At 68.3% G+C, this 16,797-nt stretch carries 16 protein-coding genes and 1 pseudogene; 13 read left to right on the top strand and 4 right to left on the bottom strand.

Annotated elements, in window-relative coordinates:
* Positions 1-12: 12 nt before the first annotated feature.
* The 7 genes from G9373_RS20345 to G9373_RS20315 are packed head-to-tail and all read left to right on the top strand — an operon-like array spanning position 13 to position 6,997.
* A complete protein-coding gene (locus G9373_RS20345) occupies positions 13-1,101 on the top strand; it encodes an ABC transporter substrate-binding protein (protein WP_054247111.1) in 1,089 nt (362 codons plus the stop codon).
* Positions 1,098-1,934, top strand: coding sequence for an ABC transporter ATP-binding protein (locus G9373_RS20340; RefSeq protein WP_005244194.1), 837 nt, complete (start codon positions 1,098-1,100; stop codon positions 1,932-1,934). Before G9373_RS20345 ends, G9373_RS20340 begins: the two co-directional genes overlap by 4 nt.
* Complete coding sequence (locus G9373_RS20335; RefSeq protein WP_005561797.1) at positions 1,927-2,802, top strand: ABC transporter permease; 876 nt, start codon at positions 1,927-1,929, stop codon at positions 2,800-2,802. The genes G9373_RS20340 and G9373_RS20335 overlap by 8 nt, the downstream gene beginning before the upstream one ends.
* A 25-nt stretch (positions 2,803-2,827) precedes the next feature.
* Positions 2,828-4,171 (top strand): LLM class flavin-dependent oxidoreductase, encoded by a 1,344-nt coding sequence (locus G9373_RS20330; RefSeq protein WP_005561798.1) that lies wholly within the window; start codon positions 2,828-2,830, stop codon positions 4,169-4,171.
* Positions 4,168-5,394, top strand: coding sequence for an MFS transporter (locus G9373_RS20325; RefSeq protein ID WP_005255259.1), 1,227 nt, complete (start codon positions 4,168-4,170; stop codon positions 5,392-5,394). The genes G9373_RS20330 and G9373_RS20325 overlap by 4 nt, the downstream gene beginning before the upstream one ends.
* Before the next feature lie 13 nt (positions 5,395-5,407).
* Complete coding sequence (locus tag G9373_RS20320; protein ID WP_005564039.1) at positions 5,408-6,397, top strand: LLM class F420-dependent oxidoreductase; 990 nt, start codon at positions 5,408-5,410, stop codon at positions 6,395-6,397.
* A gap of 36 nt (positions 6,398-6,433) precedes the next feature.
* A complete protein-coding gene (locus tag G9373_RS20315; protein WP_005564036.1) occupies positions 6,434-6,997 on the top strand; it encodes a GNAT family N-acetyltransferase in 564 nt (187 codons plus the stop codon).
* 7 nt (positions 6,998-7,004) lie between these two features.
* Here G9373_RS20315 and G9373_RS20310 read toward each other — a convergent pair whose 3' ends face one another.
* Both G9373_RS20310 and G9373_RS20305 read right to left on the bottom strand, forming a co-directional pair.
* The gene (locus tag G9373_RS20310) at positions 7,005-7,673 is read right to left on the bottom strand and encodes a DUF3239 domain-containing protein (RefSeq protein WP_133986134.1); all 669 of its coding nucleotides are present in this window, start codon (positions 7,671-7,673) and stop codon (positions 7,005-7,007) included.
* A gap of 37 nt (positions 7,674-7,710) precedes the next feature.
* Positions 7,711-9,390 (bottom strand): DNA repair helicase XPB, encoded by a 1,680-nt coding sequence (locus G9373_RS20305; RefSeq protein ID WP_005244182.1) that lies wholly within the window; start codon positions 9,388-9,390, stop codon positions 7,711-7,713.
* Positions 9,391-9,564: 174 nt separating this feature from the next.
* On the opposite strand from G9373_RS20305, the gene G9373_RS20300 reads away from it, so the two are divergent.
* From G9373_RS20300 to G9373_RS47700, 5 genes and pseudogenes are all read left to right on the top strand, one after another.
* Positions 9,565-10,326 carry a hypothetical protein gene (locus G9373_RS20300; protein ID WP_167116505.1) on the top strand — a complete coding sequence of 254 codons (762 nt, stop codon included), beginning with the start codon at positions 9,565-9,567 and terminating at the stop codon, positions 10,324-10,326.
* Positions 10,327-10,474: 148 nt separating this feature from the next.
* Positions 10,475-11,686 (top strand): ROK family transcriptional regulator, encoded by a 1,212-nt coding sequence (locus G9373_RS20295; protein WP_005255265.1) that lies wholly within the window; start codon positions 10,475-10,477, stop codon positions 11,684-11,686.
* A gap of 292 nt (positions 11,687-11,978) precedes the next feature.
* Positions 11,979-12,218 (top strand): hypothetical protein, encoded by a 240-nt coding sequence (locus tag G9373_RS20290; protein WP_005561579.1) that lies wholly within the window; start codon positions 11,979-11,981, stop codon positions 12,216-12,218.
* A gap of 110 nt (positions 12,219-12,328) precedes the next feature.
* Positions 12,329-12,685 (top strand): annotated as a pseudogene (locus G9373_RS47705) (ABC transporter ATP-binding protein); the annotation flags it as partial.
* Positions 12,686-12,750: 65 nt separating this feature from the next.
* A complete protein-coding gene (locus tag G9373_RS47700) occupies positions 12,751-12,966 on the top strand; it encodes an ATP-binding cassette domain-containing protein (RefSeq protein WP_005572437.1) in 216 nt (71 codons plus the stop codon).
* 92 nt (positions 12,967-13,058) lie between these two features.
* Here the strand turns inward: G9373_RS47700 and G9373_RS20280 are convergent, their stop codons facing one another.
* Both G9373_RS20280 and G9373_RS20275 read right to left on the bottom strand, forming a co-directional pair.
* Positions 13,059-14,042, bottom strand: a complete 984-nt coding sequence (locus G9373_RS20280) for an alpha/beta hydrolase family protein (protein ID WP_240482885.1) — start codon at positions 14,040-14,042, stop codon at positions 13,059-13,061.
* Positions 14,043-14,188: 146 nt separating this feature from the next.
* Positions 14,189-16,507 (bottom strand): helicase-associated domain-containing protein, encoded by a 2,319-nt coding sequence (locus G9373_RS20275; RefSeq protein WP_064080133.1) that lies wholly within the window; start codon positions 16,505-16,507, stop codon positions 14,189-14,191.
* 60 nt (positions 16,508-16,567) lie between these two features.
* Between G9373_RS20275 and G9373_RS20270 the strand changes: the two genes are divergently transcribed.
* A complete protein-coding gene (locus G9373_RS20270) occupies positions 16,568-16,756 on the top strand; it encodes a hypothetical protein (protein WP_025431899.1) in 189 nt (62 codons plus the stop codon).
* Positions 16,757-16,797: the final 41 nt, after the last annotated feature.

Below are 16,797 nucleotides of genomic sequence, written 5' to 3'. Positions count from 1 at the left end.
GAGAAGAAAGTGATGTCGATGTCCCACTTCCGGCGCGGCGCCGTGCGCGCCCTCGCGGCAACCGCAGCACTGTTCACGCTGGCCTCGGGAGTGGCGGGGTGCGCCGGCTCGTCGGAGACCGCCACCATCGAGGACGGGAGGACGGTCCTGCGTTACCAGGGGTGGGCCGGGGACGTGGGATTCCACGAGCTCGCCGAGGACCTAGGGTATTACGACAAGATCACGCTCGAATGGGTCGGCGACACCACCAGCGGCCCGCAGGACATCCAGTCGGCGGCCACCGGTGACATCGAGTTCGGCTCGGCGTTCAACGGAGCCGTCGTCAAACTCAATGCCGCCGGGGCACCGATCACGTCGGTGCTGAGTTCCTACGGCGCGGACGCCGGCGAGTACACGGGATACTTCGTGCTGGACGGCAGCCCCATTCGCTCGGCGCGCGACCTGATCGGCAAGAAGGTCGGGATGAACACGCTCGGTGCGCACCACGAGTTCCTGGTCCGGGAGTGGCTGGCCCAGCAGGGGTTGACCCAGGACGAGATCAAACAGGTGGAGCTGACCGTGGTTCCGCCGGTGAACAACGAAACGGCCCTGCGCGAAGGTCAGATCGACGTGGCCGCCATCAACGGCATCTTCCGCGAAACAGCCCAGGAGCGTGGGGGTATCCGGCCGCTGTTCACGGACCGGGATCTGTTCGGCGCATTCAGCTACGGAACCTACGTGGTGCGCGACGACTTCCTGGCGAAGAACAAGGACGCCGTTGCGGACTTCGTGCAGGGCACGGCCCGGGCCATCCGATGGACCCAGGTGACTCCGCGTGAGGAGGTCGTCGCACGGTTCAAGAGCATCATCGACAAGCGTGGCCGCAACGAGAGCGACGAGGCCATCGACTACTGGCGCAGCTCCGGGATTCCTGTCGCCGGGGCCGTGATCCAGGAGAAGGAACTGCAGACCTGGATCGACTGGCTCGTCCGCAACGGTGAGCTCGACGAGGGCAAGTTGACCGCAACCGACCTCTACACCAACGAATTCAACCCGTACGCCAACGGCACGTTCCAGCCCGAGAGCGGGCCCGACGGAGAAGTACTGGAAGGACAGAAATGAGCACCACCGCCTCGAACCCCGATCGGGTTCAGACGCCCAAGCTCCGCCTCGAGCACGTCACCAAACAGTTCGACGTGCGAGGGTCCAAGGACAAGTTCACCGCGATCGAGGACATCGACATCGATCTCGCAGACGGCGAATTCCTCGTCCTCGTCGGGCCGAGTGGTTGCGGGAAGTCCACGCTGCTCGACCTGCTCGGCGGACTCAGCACCCCCACGTCGGGCCGGATCCTGCTCGACGGGCAGCCGGTGACCGGGCCCGGTCTCGACCGCGGAATCGTCTTCCAGCAGTACGCACTCCTGCCGTGGCGGACGGCCCGGCACAACATCGAATTCGGGCTCGAGGCCAAGGGACTGCCCAAGAAGGAACGGCGCGAACTGGCCGAGCACTACCTCGAGCTCGTCGGCTTGAAGGGCTTCGGCGACCGGTACCCGCACGAGCTGTCGGGCGGCATGAAGCAGCGCGTCGCGATCGCCCGCAGCCTCGCGTTCGATCCCGAGGTGCTGCTGATGGACGAGCCGTTCGCGGCGCTCGACGCGCAGACCCGTGAGTCGCTGCAGGACGAACTGCTACGCATCTGGAAGGCCACCGGCAAGACCATCCTGTTCATCACGCACGGCATCGACGAGGCCATCTACCTCGGGCAGCGGGTCGCCGTCCTGACGTCGCGGCCCGGCCGGGTGAAGACGTTCGTGGACATCGACATCGACCGCAGCGGCGAGGACGTCCGGTCCAACGAGCAGTTCCGGCACTACCGCCACCGCATCTGGACGCTGCTGCACGGCGAAGTGGAGCGTGCACAGGTAATCGAGAAGGAGGAAGCACATGTCTAGCGCACTCGCGTCACCGGAAGCTCCCGTCGCAATCGATCGACCCGGGACCTCGGCTCCGTCGCCCGCTTCCACCCCGCCGCAGCCGGGTGCTGTCCAGCGTGCCGGTGCGGCACTGCGTCCGATCGCCTGGCGGATCCTCAAGCCGTCCGTCGCGATCGTCGCCTTCCTGGCACTGTGGGAGATCGCTCCGCGGGTCGGTCTCGTCGACGAGGTGTTCCTTCCCCCGTTCACCACGGTGGTCGAGGCATTCTTCGATCTGCTCAAGAGCGGTGAGCTGTGGCAGCACGTGTCCGCCAGCCTCTCCCGCGCCCTGATCGGATTCTTCGTGGCGGTCGTGATCGCGATCCCGCTGGGCATCGCGATCGCCTGGTACCGCCCGGTGTCGGACTTCCTGAACCCGATCCTGGAGCTGTTCCGCAACACGGCGGCGCTGGCGTTGCTCCCCGTGTTCATCCTGATCCTCGGCATCGGTGAGGAGTCCAAGATCGCCCTGGTGATCTACGCGTGCACCTTCCCGATCCTGCTGAACACGATCTCCGGTGTGCGCACCGTCGACCCGTTGCTGATCAAGTCGGCGTCCTCGCTGGGACTGTCGCCCGTGCGCCTGTTCCAGAAGGTCGTGCTGCCCGCCGCCGTTCCCACCATCTTCACCGGAATCCGCATGGCGGCGGCGTCGTCGATCCTCGTGCTGATCGCCGCCGAGATGGTCGGGGCCAAGGCAGGCCTCGGCTACCTGATCACCGCCTCCCAGTTCAACTTCCAGATCCCCAACATGTATGCGGGCATCGTCGCGATCTCTGTTCTCGGGCTGACGCTCAACGCCGTTCTCGTACTGATCGAACGCAGGCTGTCCCGCTGGCGGGTCTAGTCACTTACCGGAAAAGAAACTCCACATGTCACAGGATTCCCAGTTCCACCTCAACGCCTTTCTCATGGGTGTGGGACATCACGAGGCGGCGTGGCGCCATCCCCGCACCGAGGCGCACCGCGTTCTGGACGTCGCACACTTCCAGGAACTCGGCCGGATCGCGGAGCGGGGCAAGCTCGATTCCGTGTTCTTCGCGGACGGTCTCGCCGTCGGACCGCGGATCAAGCACAACACGCAGGCGATCTTCGAGCCCGTCACGTTGCTGTCGGCGATCGCCGTCGCCACCGAACACGTGGGACTGATCGCCACGGCCTCCACGAGCTACTCCGACCCGTACAACCTGGCACGCAAGTTCACGTCGCTCGACCACATCAGCGGCGGCCGGGCAGGGTGGAACATCGTGACTTCGGCCGGTGCGGACGAGGCGGCGAACTTCGGCGTCGACGGCATCCCCGCCCACAGCGGACGGTACGAGCGCGCAGAGGAATTCGTCGACGTCACGCTCGCCCTGTGGGACAGCTGGGAGGACGGCGCGGTGGTGCTCGACCCGGAGACCGGCGTGTTCGCCGACCCCGGCAAGGTCCACACCATCGACCACGACGGGCCGCGGTTCCGGGTCAAGGGGCCGCTCAACTCGCCGAGGTCCGCCCAGGGGCGGCCGCTGCTGGTGCAGGCCGGCTCGTCCGAGAGCGGCAAGGAGTTCGCCGCGCGGTACGCCGAGGCCGTCTTCACCGCACAGCGCACCCTGGAGCAGGGTCAGGAGTTCTACCGCGACCTCGAGGCGCGTGTCGTCAAGCACGGCCGCAATGCCGGCGACCTGAAGGTGCTCCCCGGCATCGTGCCGTTCATCGCGGACACCGAGGAGGAGGCGAAGGCGCTCGAGCAGTCGTTCACCGACCTGATCTCGCCCGAGTACTCGCTGCGGCAGCTGTCCACGATGCTCGGTGTCGACCTCACGAAGCATTCCCTCGACGCCCCGCTTCCGCCGCTTCCGCCGCTGGACGAGATCCAGGGCAACAAGAGCCGCTACCAGCTGGTGAAGGATCTCGCCGCGGACGGTTCGCTCACCGTCCGGCAGCTGATCGGGCTGCTCGGTGGCGGACGCGGGCACCGCACGTTCGCCGGCACGCCCGAACAGGTGGCCGACGAACTGCAGACGTGGTTCGAGCAGGGCGCGGCCGACGGTTTCAACATCATGCCGCCCTACCTGCCCGGCGGACTGGACGACTTCGTCGACCGTGTCGTCCCGATCCTGCAGCAGCGCGGACTGTTCCGGACGGAGTACACCGCGACCACCCTGCGCGGTCACTACGGTCTCACGGACGTCGGTAACCGGTTCGCGGGCGCGGTCGACGAAGCGAGCGCATGAGCGGCGAGACCGGTCTGAAACCTCTCGTCACCACCGTCTTCGTCCCCGCCGCGATCTTCGGCATCGGCCAGGGGGCCGCCGCCCCGGTCATGGCACTGACGGCCCGCGAACTGGGTGCGTCCGTGGCCGTGTCCGGGCTGATCGTCGCGGTCGTCGGGCTCGGCGCCGTCCTGGGCGACCTGCCCGCGGGCCGGATCGTCGCCAGGTTCGGGGAGCGGCGGTCCATCATCGGCGGCAGTACCGTCGGCGCCGCCGGAGTGCTGGTCTGTCTGCTCGCGCAGACACCGTGGATGCTGGGTGTGGGCGCACTGCTGACCGGGCTCGCCAACGCCGTGTGGGGGCTGGCCCGCCAGAGCTACCTGGCCGACGCCGTGCCGATCGGGCTGCGCGCCCGGGCGATGTCGTCGTTCGCGGCGATGTGGCGGCTCGGCTTCTTCGTGGGACCGCTGCTCGGTGCCGCCGTGATCCTTGTGGTCGGCGCCCGGGGCGGATTCATGGTGCAGTTCGTCGGCGTCGTGCTGTCCGGATGGCTGATGTCGAGAGTCCCCGACCCGCCGAGGCGCCCCGCAGGCACCGCCGGTACCCACGCGACGCTGCCGTCGATTGTGCGCCGGCACCGGAAGTTGCTGGCCACGCTCGGCGCCGGGTCGCTCCTGATGGGGGCGGCCCGCGCCTCGCGGGAGGCGGTGCTGCCACTGTGGGCTGCCCATCTCGGACTCGATGCCGCCCAGGTCAGTCTCGTCTTCGGAGTCGGAGCGGCGGTCGATCTGCTGTGCTCGTATCCGGCCGGACACTTCATGGACCGGTACGGCCGCCGGTTCATCGCGGTGCCGTCGCTTCTGGTGATCGGGGCGTCCTACCTGGCGTTGCCGTTTTCGCACGACCTCCTGTCGATCGGTGTCGTCGCCGTCCTGATGGGAATCGGCAACGGGCTCGGCAACGGCGTGATCATGACGCTCGGCGCCGACATCTCCCCACCGGCGACGCGCGCCGAATTCCTCGCCGCCTGGCGGCTCACCCACGACACCGGCATGTTCGCCGGACCCTTCGGCGTCGGCACGCTCGCCGCGGTGGTTCCGCTCGGGGCTGCCGTCGCCGCGATCGGGGCAGCGGCGCTGGTCGGCGCCGGACTCCTGTTCCGGTTCATCCCGGTCTATTCCCCGTGGCCACCGCCGACCGCGTCGGAGCCCGGTTCCTCACCGCTCGAAAAACAGGAAGCATAGGTACATTCGTTTCATGCGCTTCGGATTGTTCGTTCCTCAAGGTTGGCGACTGGATCTCGTCGGAATCGATCCCTCGGATCAGTGGTCGGTGATGCGCGACTTCGCGTTGCGCGCCGATCAGGGTTCGTCCTGGGATTCGCTGTGGGTCTACGACCACTTCCATACCGTCCCGGCACCGACGGAGGAGGCCACGCACGAGGCGTGGACCCTCATGTCCGCGTTCGCGGCGGTCACCTCGCGGGTGCGTCTCGGCCAGATGTGTACGGCGATGAGCTACCGCAACCCCGCCTACCTCGCGAAGGTCGCCGCCACCACCGACCTCATCTCGGGCGGACGCGTCGAGATGGGCATCGGCGGCGGCTGGTACGAGCACGAGTGGAAAGCGTACGGATACGGATTCCCCTCCGCCGGTGTGCGTCTCGGCCGACTCGACGAGGGCGTGCAGATCATGCGTCAGGCCTGGACCAACGGCACCGCGACCCTCGAAGGCAAGCACTACCAGGTCGACGGAGCCATCGTCCGCCCACTTCCGTTGCAGGAAGGCGGCATTCCACTGTGGATCGCCGGCGGCGGCGAGAAGGTGACGTTGAAGATCGCGGCAAAGTACGCGCAGTACACCAACTTCGACGGCACACCCGAGGGCTTCGCGCAGAAATCCGAGATCCTGCGGAAGCACTGCGACACCGTCGGCACCGACTTCGACGCCATCACCCGCTCGGCCAACTACAACGTCGCGATCGGCACCACCGAGGCGGAGGTCGAGCAGCGGTTGCTCACCCTGAAGGACCGGCTCACCCCCCACGTCGGCGCCGAGGCCGCCGAGGGTGCGCTGGGAGCCTTCCGCGGAATGCCCGGCGTGGGAACGCCGGAGCAGATCGTCGAGAAGCTGTCGGTGCTGAAGGAGCAGGGCATGTCCTACGGCATCTTCTACTTCCCCGAAGCCGCGTACGACACCTCGGGCATCGAACTGTTCGAGAACGAAGTGCTGCCCGCGCTGCGTTGATCAGCGGACCGCGTTACCGGGCATAGAGTGGCGGGCATGTTCGTCGTCACCCTCGCCGCCGACAACGTGTGGCTGAGCCCGCCGGTCGTCACCGACGTCGACGAGATCTGCGCGGCGTGCAGCGACGCGTCGATAGCCGAATGGACGACGATGCCCGCGCCGTACGGCCGCTCGGACGCCGAGCAGTTCGTGCGGCAGACGGTGCCGTCCGGCTGGGCCGACCGCAGTCCCACCTGGGCGCTGCGCGAACGCGAGGACGGTCCCGTGCTGGGGATGATCGGACTGATGGCTCGGGACGTGACGGCGGCGGAGATCGGATACTGGCTGTCGCCGGCGGCACGGTCGCGGGGTCTCATGACGACCGCGGTGAACCTGGTGTGCGATTTCGCGTTCCGGCCGGACAGCCTGGGGCTAGAACGCATCGAATGGCGCGCGTTTGTCGGCAATCTCGACTCGGCGGCGGTCGCCCGCCGGGTGGGCTTCCGGTTCGAGGGCATCCAGCGCGCCGGGCTCGTGCAGCGCGGCGTCCGGCGCGATTCGTGGGTGGCCGCCCTGCTCGCAGGCGACCCGCGGCAACCGGCCGAAGGCTGGCCCGACTAGCGGCCGATCAGCGCAGGCCCTCCGGAAGGTCGTGCTCGGACACCGCGACTCGCTGCTCGGGGCTGGTCCGGATCTGCTCGGACTCGGGGATCCGGCTCTGCAGGAAATCCCATTCGACCTGATCGATGGCGTCCTCCGCGCGGGAACGCACGGCCGCGTCGCGGGTGCCCCACGCGATCGGCATCGGGCTGACCATCTCCCACGTGTCGGCGTCGTTGCGGGTGCTGCGGTCGTTCAGGAGTGCGACGGACGGCACCCTGTCGCCCACCCGCTGCTTCTGACCGGTCCGGATCGGAACGTTGCGAGTGACGAGGGCGTACGACACCCGGCCCGCCGAGGGCTTCGCGACGTCGATCAGCGACAGCAGGGTGACCGCGCGGGGATGGACCTCCGAGACGACCGCAGGCACCAGCGGGCTCTTCGCGTACAACTCCTCGATGCTGCCGACCTTCTTCGGCACCCAGAACGCCACCCACACGGACGTCAGCGCGGCGATCGCCACGACGACACCGAGGATGATCGACCAGGGGTGGGCGAGCAGGATCAGACCGGCAGCGGCGGCCGCGAACAGCAGCGCCACCACGATCGCCGACACCTGCAGGCGTCGCATGTCGGCGAACGTCTGGTTGACAGACTTCGCGTAGGGCCGGTCGACGGTGAACTCGAAATGTCGCACGGCCCCAGCTTAGAGGCCCCGGTCCGGTGGCAGGCGGTCACCCGATGGCCGGGCCCAGCAGGTCGTCCGCGTCGGTGATCCGGTACGCGTACCCCTGCTCGGCGAGGAAGCGCTGCCGGTGGGCGGCGTACTCGGCGTCGAGCGTGTCGCGTGCCACCACCGAGTAGAAGTGGGCCTGGCCGCCGTCGTGCTTGGGTCGCAGCAGGCGGCCCAGACGCTGAGCCTCCTCCTGGCGAGAACCGAACGTACCCGAAACCTGAACGGCGACAGACGCTTCCGGCAGGTCGATCGAGAAGTTCGCGACCTTGCTGACGACCAGCGTCTGGATCTCGCCCGCCCGGAAACGGTCGAACAGTTCCTCCCGCTCCTTGTTCTTGGTCGACCCCTTGATGACCGGGGCGTTCAACGCCTCACCCAGTTCGTCGAGCTGGTCGAGGTACGCGCCGATGATCAACGTCGGTGCGTCGGTGTGCCGTTCCAGGATCGACTTCACCACCGCGATCTTGGTGTGCGCGGTGGAACACAGCTTGTACCGCTCATCGGGTTCGGCGACCGCGTACGACATCCGTTCGGCGTCCGTCAGCGTCACCCGCACCTCCACGCAGTCGGCGGGCGCGATCCACCCCTGCGCCTCGATGTCCTTCCACGGCGCGTCGTACCGCTTGGGTCCGATCAGCGAGAACACGTCGCCCTCACGGCCGTCCTCGCGCACCAGGGTGGCGGTGAGGCCGAGGCGTCGACGGGACTGCAGGTCGGCGGTCATGCGGAACACCGGTGCGGGCAGGAGGTGCACCTCGTCGTAGATCACGAGACCCCAGTCGCGGGAATCGAACAGTTCCAGATGCTTGTATTCGCCCTTGGTGCGCCGGGTGATCACCTGGTACGTGGCGATCGTGACCGGGCGGATCTCCTTGCGCTCGCCCGAGTACTCGCCGATCTCCTCCTCGGTGAGCGACGTGCGCGCGATCAGCTCGCGCTTCCACTGCCGTCCCGCGACCGTGTTCGTCACCAGGATCAACGTGGTGGCCTTCGCCTTGGCCATCGCCGCCGCACCGACCATCGTCTTACCCGCACCACAGGGCAGGACGACGACGCCGGACCCGCCCGCCCAGAACGAGTCGGCGGCCATCTCCTGATAGTCGCGCAGGTGCCACTGGCCGTCCGCGGACCCGGGGGACGTGCCGTCGAAGTCCAGGTCGATGGCGTGCGCCTCGCCGTCGACGTACCCGGCAAGATCCTCCGCCGGCCAGCCGACCTTGAGCAGCAACTGCTTGAGACGGCCGCGCTCGCTCGGGTGGACCACGACCGTGTCGTCGTCGACCCGGGCACCGAGCATCGGGGCGATCTTCTTGTGCCGGGTCACCTCGGTGAGGACCGCGCGGTCCAGGCTGACCAGCGTCAGACCGTGGGCCGGGTTCTTCACCAGCTGCAGCCGCCCGTACCGGGCCATCGTGTCGACGATGTCGACCAGCAGCGGCTGGGGCACCGCGTACCGGGAGAAGTTGACCAGCGCATCGACCACCTGCTCGGCGTCGTGTCCGGCGGCGCGCGCGTTCCACAAGGCCAGCGGGGTGATCCGGTAGGTGTGGACGTGTTCGGGCGCGCGCTCGAGTTCCGCGAACGGCGCGATCGCCTGGCGGGCGTCGTTCGCGCGTTCGTGATCGACCTCCAACAGCAGGGTCTTGTCGGATTGGACGATCAACGGTCCGTCGGTCACGGAAGCCTCCTCGAAAATGCGGTGCCGGATGTAGCCAGCCTGTCCATTGTCCTGATCTGAGCGACACCGCGCCACGTCGCAGCCTCCGACGCGGCGCGATACCTGCACATCCGCGGCGGTCGGGGCCTAAATTGAGGTGCAGCCGGATGGATCGACCCAGAGACGAGGCTCGCGATGACCCAGCCCCCCGACGACCCCAACCGTCCCGATCCGAACGTCCCCGGCGAACCGCCGAACAACCCGCAGCAACCGTACCCGCAAGGTGGGCCGCAGCAGCCCTACCAGCAGGGGCAGTACCCGCAGCAGCTGTACCCGCAGGGGCAGCACGGGCAGCAGCCCGGTCAGTACCCGCCGGGCCGGTACGGGCAGCAGCCCGGCCAGTATCCGCCCGGCCAGTACCCGCCGCCGCCGAAGAAATCGCGGAAGGGGTTGTTCATCACTCTCGGTGTCGTCGCCGTCGTGATTCTCGCCGCCATCGCCGCGTTCGGTGTGTTCGCCGTGAGGAGCGCCGACAAGAACGCTCTCGACGTCGGCGACTGCCTGTTCTTCGAATCCGCGTCGACGACCGCGGCCGACACCTCACACGAGAAGCGGGACTGCTCCGACAGCGAGGCCACGTACGAGGTGGCGCAGAAGAACGACGGCGACGTCCAGTGCGCGGAAGACTACTTCTCCTACACCCTCGTGAGCGAGGACGAGGGCGTGCAGACCACGCTCTGCCTCGTTCCGAACATGATCGAGGGGTCCTGCTACCTGCTCGAGGACGACGGCCGGATCGTGCCGTCCGACTGCACCGACACGCAGACCGTCAAGGTCGTCAGACGCGCGGACGGCGAGAACGACGAAACCCTGTGCAACGAGTTCGACACCGCATTCCCCATCGCGTTCTCCGAACCCGAGCGCACGTACTGCATCGAGGTCAATCTGGGTGGCTAGCGCCGCGTGAGTACTTGTTAACCGCGGGACGTTAGTAAGTACTCACAGGGAGTTAAATTCACGGGAATCGAGTCCGTTGAACTGCACGTTCCCCTTCGTTAGCGTTCGAGATCTACCGAGATCACTGCGCACGGGGAAGGTGGGAACGATGGCGCGAACCCAGCCCGACACCCGGCGTGGTGCCGGCCGTTCCGGCGCCAGCGCGGGCACGGTGCTGCGCACCGTCCTCGACCGCGGGCCGGTCGCGCGCAGCACGATCGCACGGGTCACCGGGCTCTCACCCGCGACGGTGACCACCGCCAGCGCACAGCTCGTCGAACGCGGTCTACTGCGGGAACTGCCGGAGATCTCGGGACCCACCGGTCTGGGACGGCCACACGTCCCGGTGGACCTCGACGACAGCCGTTTCGTCGTCTACGGCATCCATCTGGCGATGACCCACGTGACCACAGCGTTGCTCGACCTGCGCGGGCAGGTGCTGGCGCGATCCCGTGATCCGCACCTCGGGCTGGGACCGGCCGAGATCCTGCGGAACGCGGTGACGACCCTCGAGGCGCTGGCCGCCCGACACGGCGACGTATCCGTCCCGATCGGCGTCGGTTTCGCGGCCGGCGGCTGGATCGACTCGGAATCGGGTGTGGTGCCTGAGCATCCGATCCCGGGATGGAACGGGTACCCGGTCAGGGCGGATCTCGAGCACCGCACCGGTCTGGACGTCCGGATGGATTCGCACGCGCGCGCCCTCATCGACGCGGAGGTGTTGTTCGGGGAGCCGCGGGCGCGGGACAGCGTGGTGCAGCTCTTCGTCGGGAACGTGGTGGACGCCGCATTCGCGACCGGAGGCGTGGTCCACCACGGTCCTCGCGCGGCGGCAGGCGCGGTGGCGCACGTGCCCGTCGAGAACAGTGTCGAGGAGTGCACCTGCGGACGTACCGGATGCGTGCAGGCCACCCTGTCGGATCGGGTGCTGGTGCGCAGGGCGATGCAACTCGGCATCATCGAGCGGCCGATCTTCGGCGACCTTCTCGACGCGGGTCGACGTCGGCAGCCGGCGGCACTGGCACTGTTCGAGGAACGGGCGCACTCCGTGGGGGTGGTCGCAGCGCGTCTGCTCGACCTGTTCAATCCGGAGGTCCTGATCGTCTGCGACCAAGGCGTGAGCCGGATTCCGGGTTCTCTCGACACGGTTCGGCGAGCAGTCGGGGAGTCGTCGGCGACGTGTGACGACCCCTCACGGTCCGTGTTGTCCACCAGTTTTCCCGGGCGGGCACTGCCGTTATCCGCCGGCTCCGTGATCCTCGCGGAGCTCTACCGGGCGCCTCTCACCAGCTTCGTGCGGCCGTTGGCCGGCATATCGTGACGTGTATCACAGGTCCGGAGTTAATTCGGTGGGAAGCTATGTTGACGTCGATTGCACTGGATCGCAAGGATATTGGTGTGAACACCACCATGGCGGACAGCGTGCGTACATCCTCGTGTTGCTCCGAGTCCTGTTGTCGCCGCTCGCGACCGGGTCGCATCTGACGTCTCCGCGCTGACCTCGGCGGACGCTCGAAATACCTTTCTGTTCTTCCTTTCTCGCTCCATTGTGGCACTCGACCGACCACGTCCGGTGTGCCCGACCGGAGATCACATCCTTCGAAGGATCATTCATGTCCAGTTCACTCGTGTCTTCCGCCGGGTATCGCCGCCTCACACGCACCGCCTTCGCCGGCGTCGTGGCGCTCGGGCTCGCGTCCTGCACCTCCGGTTCCTCCGGCGGGCTGGCTCTCGATGACGCTGTGCCCGATCAGGTTCCGGAGGGAACCTCGCTCAGCGTGTCGATCAAGACCACCCGGCTTCAGCTCGAGGCGACCGATCAGCTCGCGGAACCCTCACCGTCGGCACCCTGATTGCCTTCGTGCTCTACGTCGAACTGTTCTTCGCTCCCGTGCAACAGCTTTCGCAGGTGTTCGACGGCTACCAGCAGGCGGTGATCGGACTCGGCCGACTGCGGGGTCTGATGCGGACACCGACCACCACGCCGCAGGCGGGCGAGCCGATCGTCCTCGACCGCCTCCAGGGCGGCATCGTGTTCGACGACGTCCATTTCGCGTACGAATCCGGCAAGGGAGAGGCGCTGCGAGGGGTGGCGCTTCGCATCGAACCGGGCGAGACGGTCGCCCTCGTCGGCCAGACCGGCGCGGGCAAGTCGACGGTGCTCAAGTTGCTCGCCCGGTTCTACGACCCCACCGACGGCGCGGTGCGGATCGACGGTATCGACACCCGGTCACTGGACCTCGCGTCGTTCCGGCAGCGACTCGGTGTCGTTCCGCAGGAGCCGCACCTGTTCGGCGCCACCGTCCGCGACGCCGTCGCCTATGGGCGCCCGGACGCGACCGACGCGGAGGTCGAGGCCGCCAGCCGAGCGGTCGGGGCCCCCAGATGGTGTCCCGGCTCGCCCTCGGCTACCTGCAGCCGATCGGGGAGCACGGGCGCAACCTGTCGGCCGGGCAACGTCAGTTGCTGGCCCTCGCCCGCGCCGAATTGGTGGACCCCGACATCCTGCTGCTGGACGAGGCCACGGCATCACTGGACCTGGCCACGGAGGAACGCGTCCGGCTCGCAACCGAGAACCTGTCCCGGCGGCGCACCGGTTGAGCACCGCGGCGCGAGCCTATGCGGCTTCGCCGCCCGTGAGTACTTATTAACCGCGGGACGTTAACAAGTACTCACGGGGCCGGAGGCCATGGTCAGGCGCCGATCGACGCCTTCATCATCGGCAACATGGCCCACAGCTGGTCCTGCCAGTAGCCCCAGCTGTGGGTTCCCGTCGCCGGAAAGTCGTAGTGCGCGGGGATGCCGAGGGTGTCGAGCCGCACCTGGAAGGCACGGTTCTGGGCCAGCGCGATGGCCTCGAGGCCCATGCCGGTTCCGACGTTGAACACGTCGATGGCGGATTGCGGCTGATCGTGCGGGCCGGGGAGGCCAGCGCCCGCCGAGATCCACATCGGCAGCCCGCGCATGAGGGGCGCCGCGACGAACGGGTCGTTGCGGAGCCACGCCGGATCCCACGGCGGGCCCCACATGCAGTCGGAGTTGTAGCCACCGGAGTCGAGCATCGCCAACCGGATCGCCTCACGCATGCCCGGCGCCGACAGGTTCAGATACCCCGACATCGAGCCCGCGAACGTGAACTGGTCGCGGTGGTAGGCGGCGAGGATCAACGCCGCGTTGCCGCCCATCGACAGCCCGGCGATGGCGTTGCTGGTACGGCTGATGCCGTAATTGTTCGCCAGGAAGTCGGGCAGGTTCTGCGTGAGGAACGACTCCCACTTGTACGTGTACGGCTGACCGTTGGTGTTGCTGGGCGCGTACCAGTCCGTGTAGAAGCTGGACTGTCCGCCGACCGGCTCGACGACCGTGATCCCGTGGTCGGACAGCCACGCGGCGTTGGTCTCGTGTTCCCACCCGCTGACGTCGTTGGTCGCGCGGAGGCCGTCGAGCAAATAGAGGGCCTTGTTGCTGCCGTTGTTCGCGAGCCACATCCGCACCTTGATCTGCCCGACCCCGCCGGGGGCGTCGACCCAGTGCTCGCGCAGACGGCTGTACGGGTCGGCGGAGGCCGTTCCGCCGCCGACGAGGACGAACGCCAGCGGCAGGATCACCACGGCAACCATGAGCCGGACGACGCCTCGTAACCAGCCATGTGACGGCTTCGTTGCTGTGCAAATCACGGTTCTGCCTCCTGGTAGTCGTCCCCGGCCAGGTACATACCAGCATCACGGTATTGCGCGCCCCGGAATTCCTGGGCGTTTGCGCAGAATCGTTATCTGACCCGTGAGTACTTGTTAACCGCCCGTGGTTGACAAGTACTCACGGGTCAGACGACGCGGGCGACGGACGTGATGCGGTGGAGGGTGAATCGCCGGACCGCGCCGCTCGCCGGATCGAACGCGTCGAGCTGACCGCCGCCGACACTCACGGGATCGACGATGCGGTGCGTCGCCACGCCCTGCGCGTCGACGTAACCGATCGTTACGCTCGTGCGTTCCCGCGCCGCGGCGTTGAGCAGGGCGATGGTCGCGGCGCTGCTGGCCCGCGACCCGTCGGACCGGACGCTGCCGGACCCCTTGGCCGACGCCGCCAGGTCACCGGCGCGGAGGGTCCGGACGACCGCGTCGAGCTGGGCGTCCGTGGCGACAGCCGGGGTGCGGCCCGCGGGAGCCTTGCGCCGGGTCAGGACCCGGGCGCCGCGGGGGCGCAGGTCGACCAGGGCGCCGGACGAGTCCTCGCCTGCGGGCGCGAAACCGGCCGCCCGCAGTTCGCCCAGCACTTCCCGGAGCGGTGCCTGCGACACCGCCACCGTCGGTGCCAACGCGCGCAGGGCCAGAGATGAAGCCACCGGCGACGCCAGGACCTCCGCGAGCAGCGTGGGGTCCTCGCAGCGGACGAACGACGCCGCGACGCCCGCCCGGAGCCGGCCGTGCCGTCTCGCGACGTCGTCGATCAGATACGACAGCGACTGCGGGACGGGTGTGCGTGACCGGGTCGCGAAGAGGCTGTGCAGTTCGGCTGCCGTCATCCCGACGTCGAGGGCGCGGCGGACGCTGTCTTCGCTGATCCGGTACATCGACGCCGCCCCGGCGGACTCGATGTCCGCGACCAGGGTGATCTGCTCCAGAAGATCGGGGGTCAGCGGGCCGGGGGCGACGACCGTCAGGTCGGCCTGGACGAGGACGTGGTCGACGGGTTCGGGCAGCGACGCGTGCATCTCGGCCTCGGCATCGCCGCCGTGGAGCAGTGCGCGTCCGGGGGAACTGAGCGCGCCGCGGGCGACGAGTCCGAGCGTCGCGGCCTCGTCGAGGGTGCGTTCCACCGCGTGGACCCGCAGCCGGGCACCCCAGCGGGGGCGACGCCACGCCAGCAGCCGGCTGACCTCCGCGGGATCCGCCGAGTGGCCGCTGCCCAACTCCGCCAGCAGCCCGAGGATCGCCTGCCGGTCGCGCGGCGCGGACGGCGCGCGCACTTCCTCGGACAGGGCGGCGACCGGTTTGTCGTTGGCATCGCGCATGCCGATGAACCACGCCATGCGCGGCAGTTCCAGCCACGCGGCGGCCAGGGCGTGCCACCGCCGGGCGACCGGCGCAGTGAGCCAGTTGTCGACCGCGGTGGTCGGAGCCCAGTAGTTCTCCCCGCTGTCGGACGTCGGGGCCGGGTCCGGGGTGCCGCTCGCGATCAGTCCCGCGGCCGAGAGCAGCTCGACGAGTAGGCTCAGCCGGTTCTCGTCGATGCCGGACGTCTTGGCGATCCGCCGCAGTTCGCGGACACCGAGACCACCTGCCCGCAGCGCAGGCGCCGGCACCTCGCCGAGAGCCTTGACGACGTCCTCGCAGTGACGAACCAGTTCGAGCGCCTCACCTGCCGCGGCGGCGTTGATGTCGGCCGGCTTGTGCTTGCGGCCGGTCACGGTGGGCGCTGCCAGCGACGTGGGGTCGAAGACGGCCTCCCCGCGCAGGACCTGCCGCACCTGGTAGGGCAGTTCGACGGTTTCGTCGTCGATCCACCGCAGCAGCCCGGCGGCGAGGAGCCGCTGGACGGGACGGTCGGGGGGTGTTCCGGGAGCCGCGTCACGCGTCCGTCCGATCGAACTCGACTTCGACAGGGTCTCGAGGATGTCCCGCTCGACGCTCTGCAGTCCGGCCAGCGCGGCCGTGATCCCGGGTTCGTCGAGCGTCTCGACAGGCTCGGCGCTGCGCCCGACCCGCCACGGGATGGTGGCCACGACGGCGGGAACGATACGCAGCGACGTCTTGTCCCCCCAGACGATCCCCACGGACCGCAGGCCGTCCAGCGTCGCGTCGACGGTCTTCTTCGTCGCCCGCGAGCCCACCGCGTCCTGCAGGGTGGCCCGCGGCACGGCGACTTCGTCGGCCCGTTCGAGCGCCAGGAGCTCGAGGATGCCGAAGTCCAGGGACGTCAGGTTGTCGGCCGCGCGGGCCACCGATGCCCGCTGTTCGGCGCGGCCGGCGAGGACGACGATCGTGGCCGGCGGTGGAACCGCCAGGTCGGGGCGTTTGCGAAGCAGATCCGTCAGTTCGGCGTCGCTGCGCGCGGCCAGCCAGTCCGCGAGGGTCGCGGCGCCGCGGGACGAGGCTGCGGTGCCGTTGGTGCTCGCGGTGGTGTCGTCGGTGTCGGTCATCGACTATCAGATTAGAGACCTGGGCTGTACGTCGCCGAATGCTCCTGTCAAAATGGCACCGTGGCTAACAATTCGAAGAAGCAGTACGTGGATCCAGGGTGGCCCGAAACCGCCGATGGAGATAGCGCCGTGACCGAACTGTCGTCGAGCCGTGCGGGCGGATTGTCCCCGTTCGGCGAGGACACCGAGTTCCCGCTGCCGGCGGACTCACTGCCGTACGCGCATCCGCACACCGTGATCAACCGCTGACCCGACGACAGAAGAGGGGCCCTGCACCGGATCGGTGCAGG

This window comes from Rhodococcus sp. A14 (assembly GCF_011603105.1).
GTDB lineage: Bacteria > Actinomycetota > Actinomycetes > Mycobacteriales > Mycobacteriaceae > Rhodococcus_F > Rhodococcus_F opacus.
Note: the sequence above shows the minus strand (reverse complement) of the source record. Positions and strands in the feature narration are given on the sequence as shown.

Excerpts from the sequence above, each read along its gene's own strand:
- G9373_RS20300 (WP_167116505.1), top strand. The coding sequence starts at position 9,565 with ATGACCCAGCCCCCCGACGACCCCAACCGTCCCGATCCGAACGTCCCC.
- G9373_RS20275 (WP_064080133.1), bottom strand. The coding sequence starts at position 16,507 with ATGACCGACACCGACGACACCACCGCGAGCACCAACGGCACCGCAGCC.
- G9373_RS20290 (WP_005561579.1), top strand. The coding sequence starts at position 11,979 with ATGTCCAGTTCACTCGTGTCTTCCGCCGGGTATCGCCGCCTCACACGC.
- G9373_RS20315 (WP_005564036.1), top strand. The coding sequence starts at position 6,434 with ATGTTCGTCGTCACCCTCGCCGCCGACAACGTGTGGCTGAGCCCGCCG.
- G9373_RS20295 (WP_005255265.1), top strand. The coding sequence starts at position 10,475 with ATGGCGCGAACCCAGCCCGACACCCGGCGTGGTGCCGGCCGTTCCGGC.
- G9373_RS20325 (WP_005255259.1), top strand. The coding sequence starts at position 4,168 with ATGAGCGGCGAGACCGGTCTGAAACCTCTCGTCACCACCGTCTTCGTC.
- G9373_RS20320 (WP_005564039.1), top strand. The coding sequence starts at position 5,408 with ATGCGCTTCGGATTGTTCGTTCCTCAAGGTTGGCGACTGGATCTCGTC.
- G9373_RS47700 (WP_005572437.1), top strand. The coding sequence starts at position 12,751 with ATGGTGTCCCGGCTCGCCCTCGGCTACCTGCAGCCGATCGGGGAGCAC.
- G9373_RS20345 (WP_054247111.1), top strand. The coding sequence starts at position 13 with ATGTCGATGTCCCACTTCCGGCGCGGCGCCGTGCGCGCCCTCGCGGCA.
- G9373_RS20335 (WP_005561797.1), top strand. The coding sequence starts at position 1,927 with ATGTCTAGCGCACTCGCGTCACCGGAAGCTCCCGTCGCAATCGATCGA.
- G9373_RS20340 (WP_005244194.1), top strand. The coding sequence starts at position 1,098 with ATGAGCACCACCGCCTCGAACCCCGATCGGGTTCAGACGCCCAAGCTC.
- G9373_RS20330 (WP_005561798.1), top strand. The coding sequence starts at position 2,828 with ATGTCACAGGATTCCCAGTTCCACCTCAACGCCTTTCTCATGGGTGTG.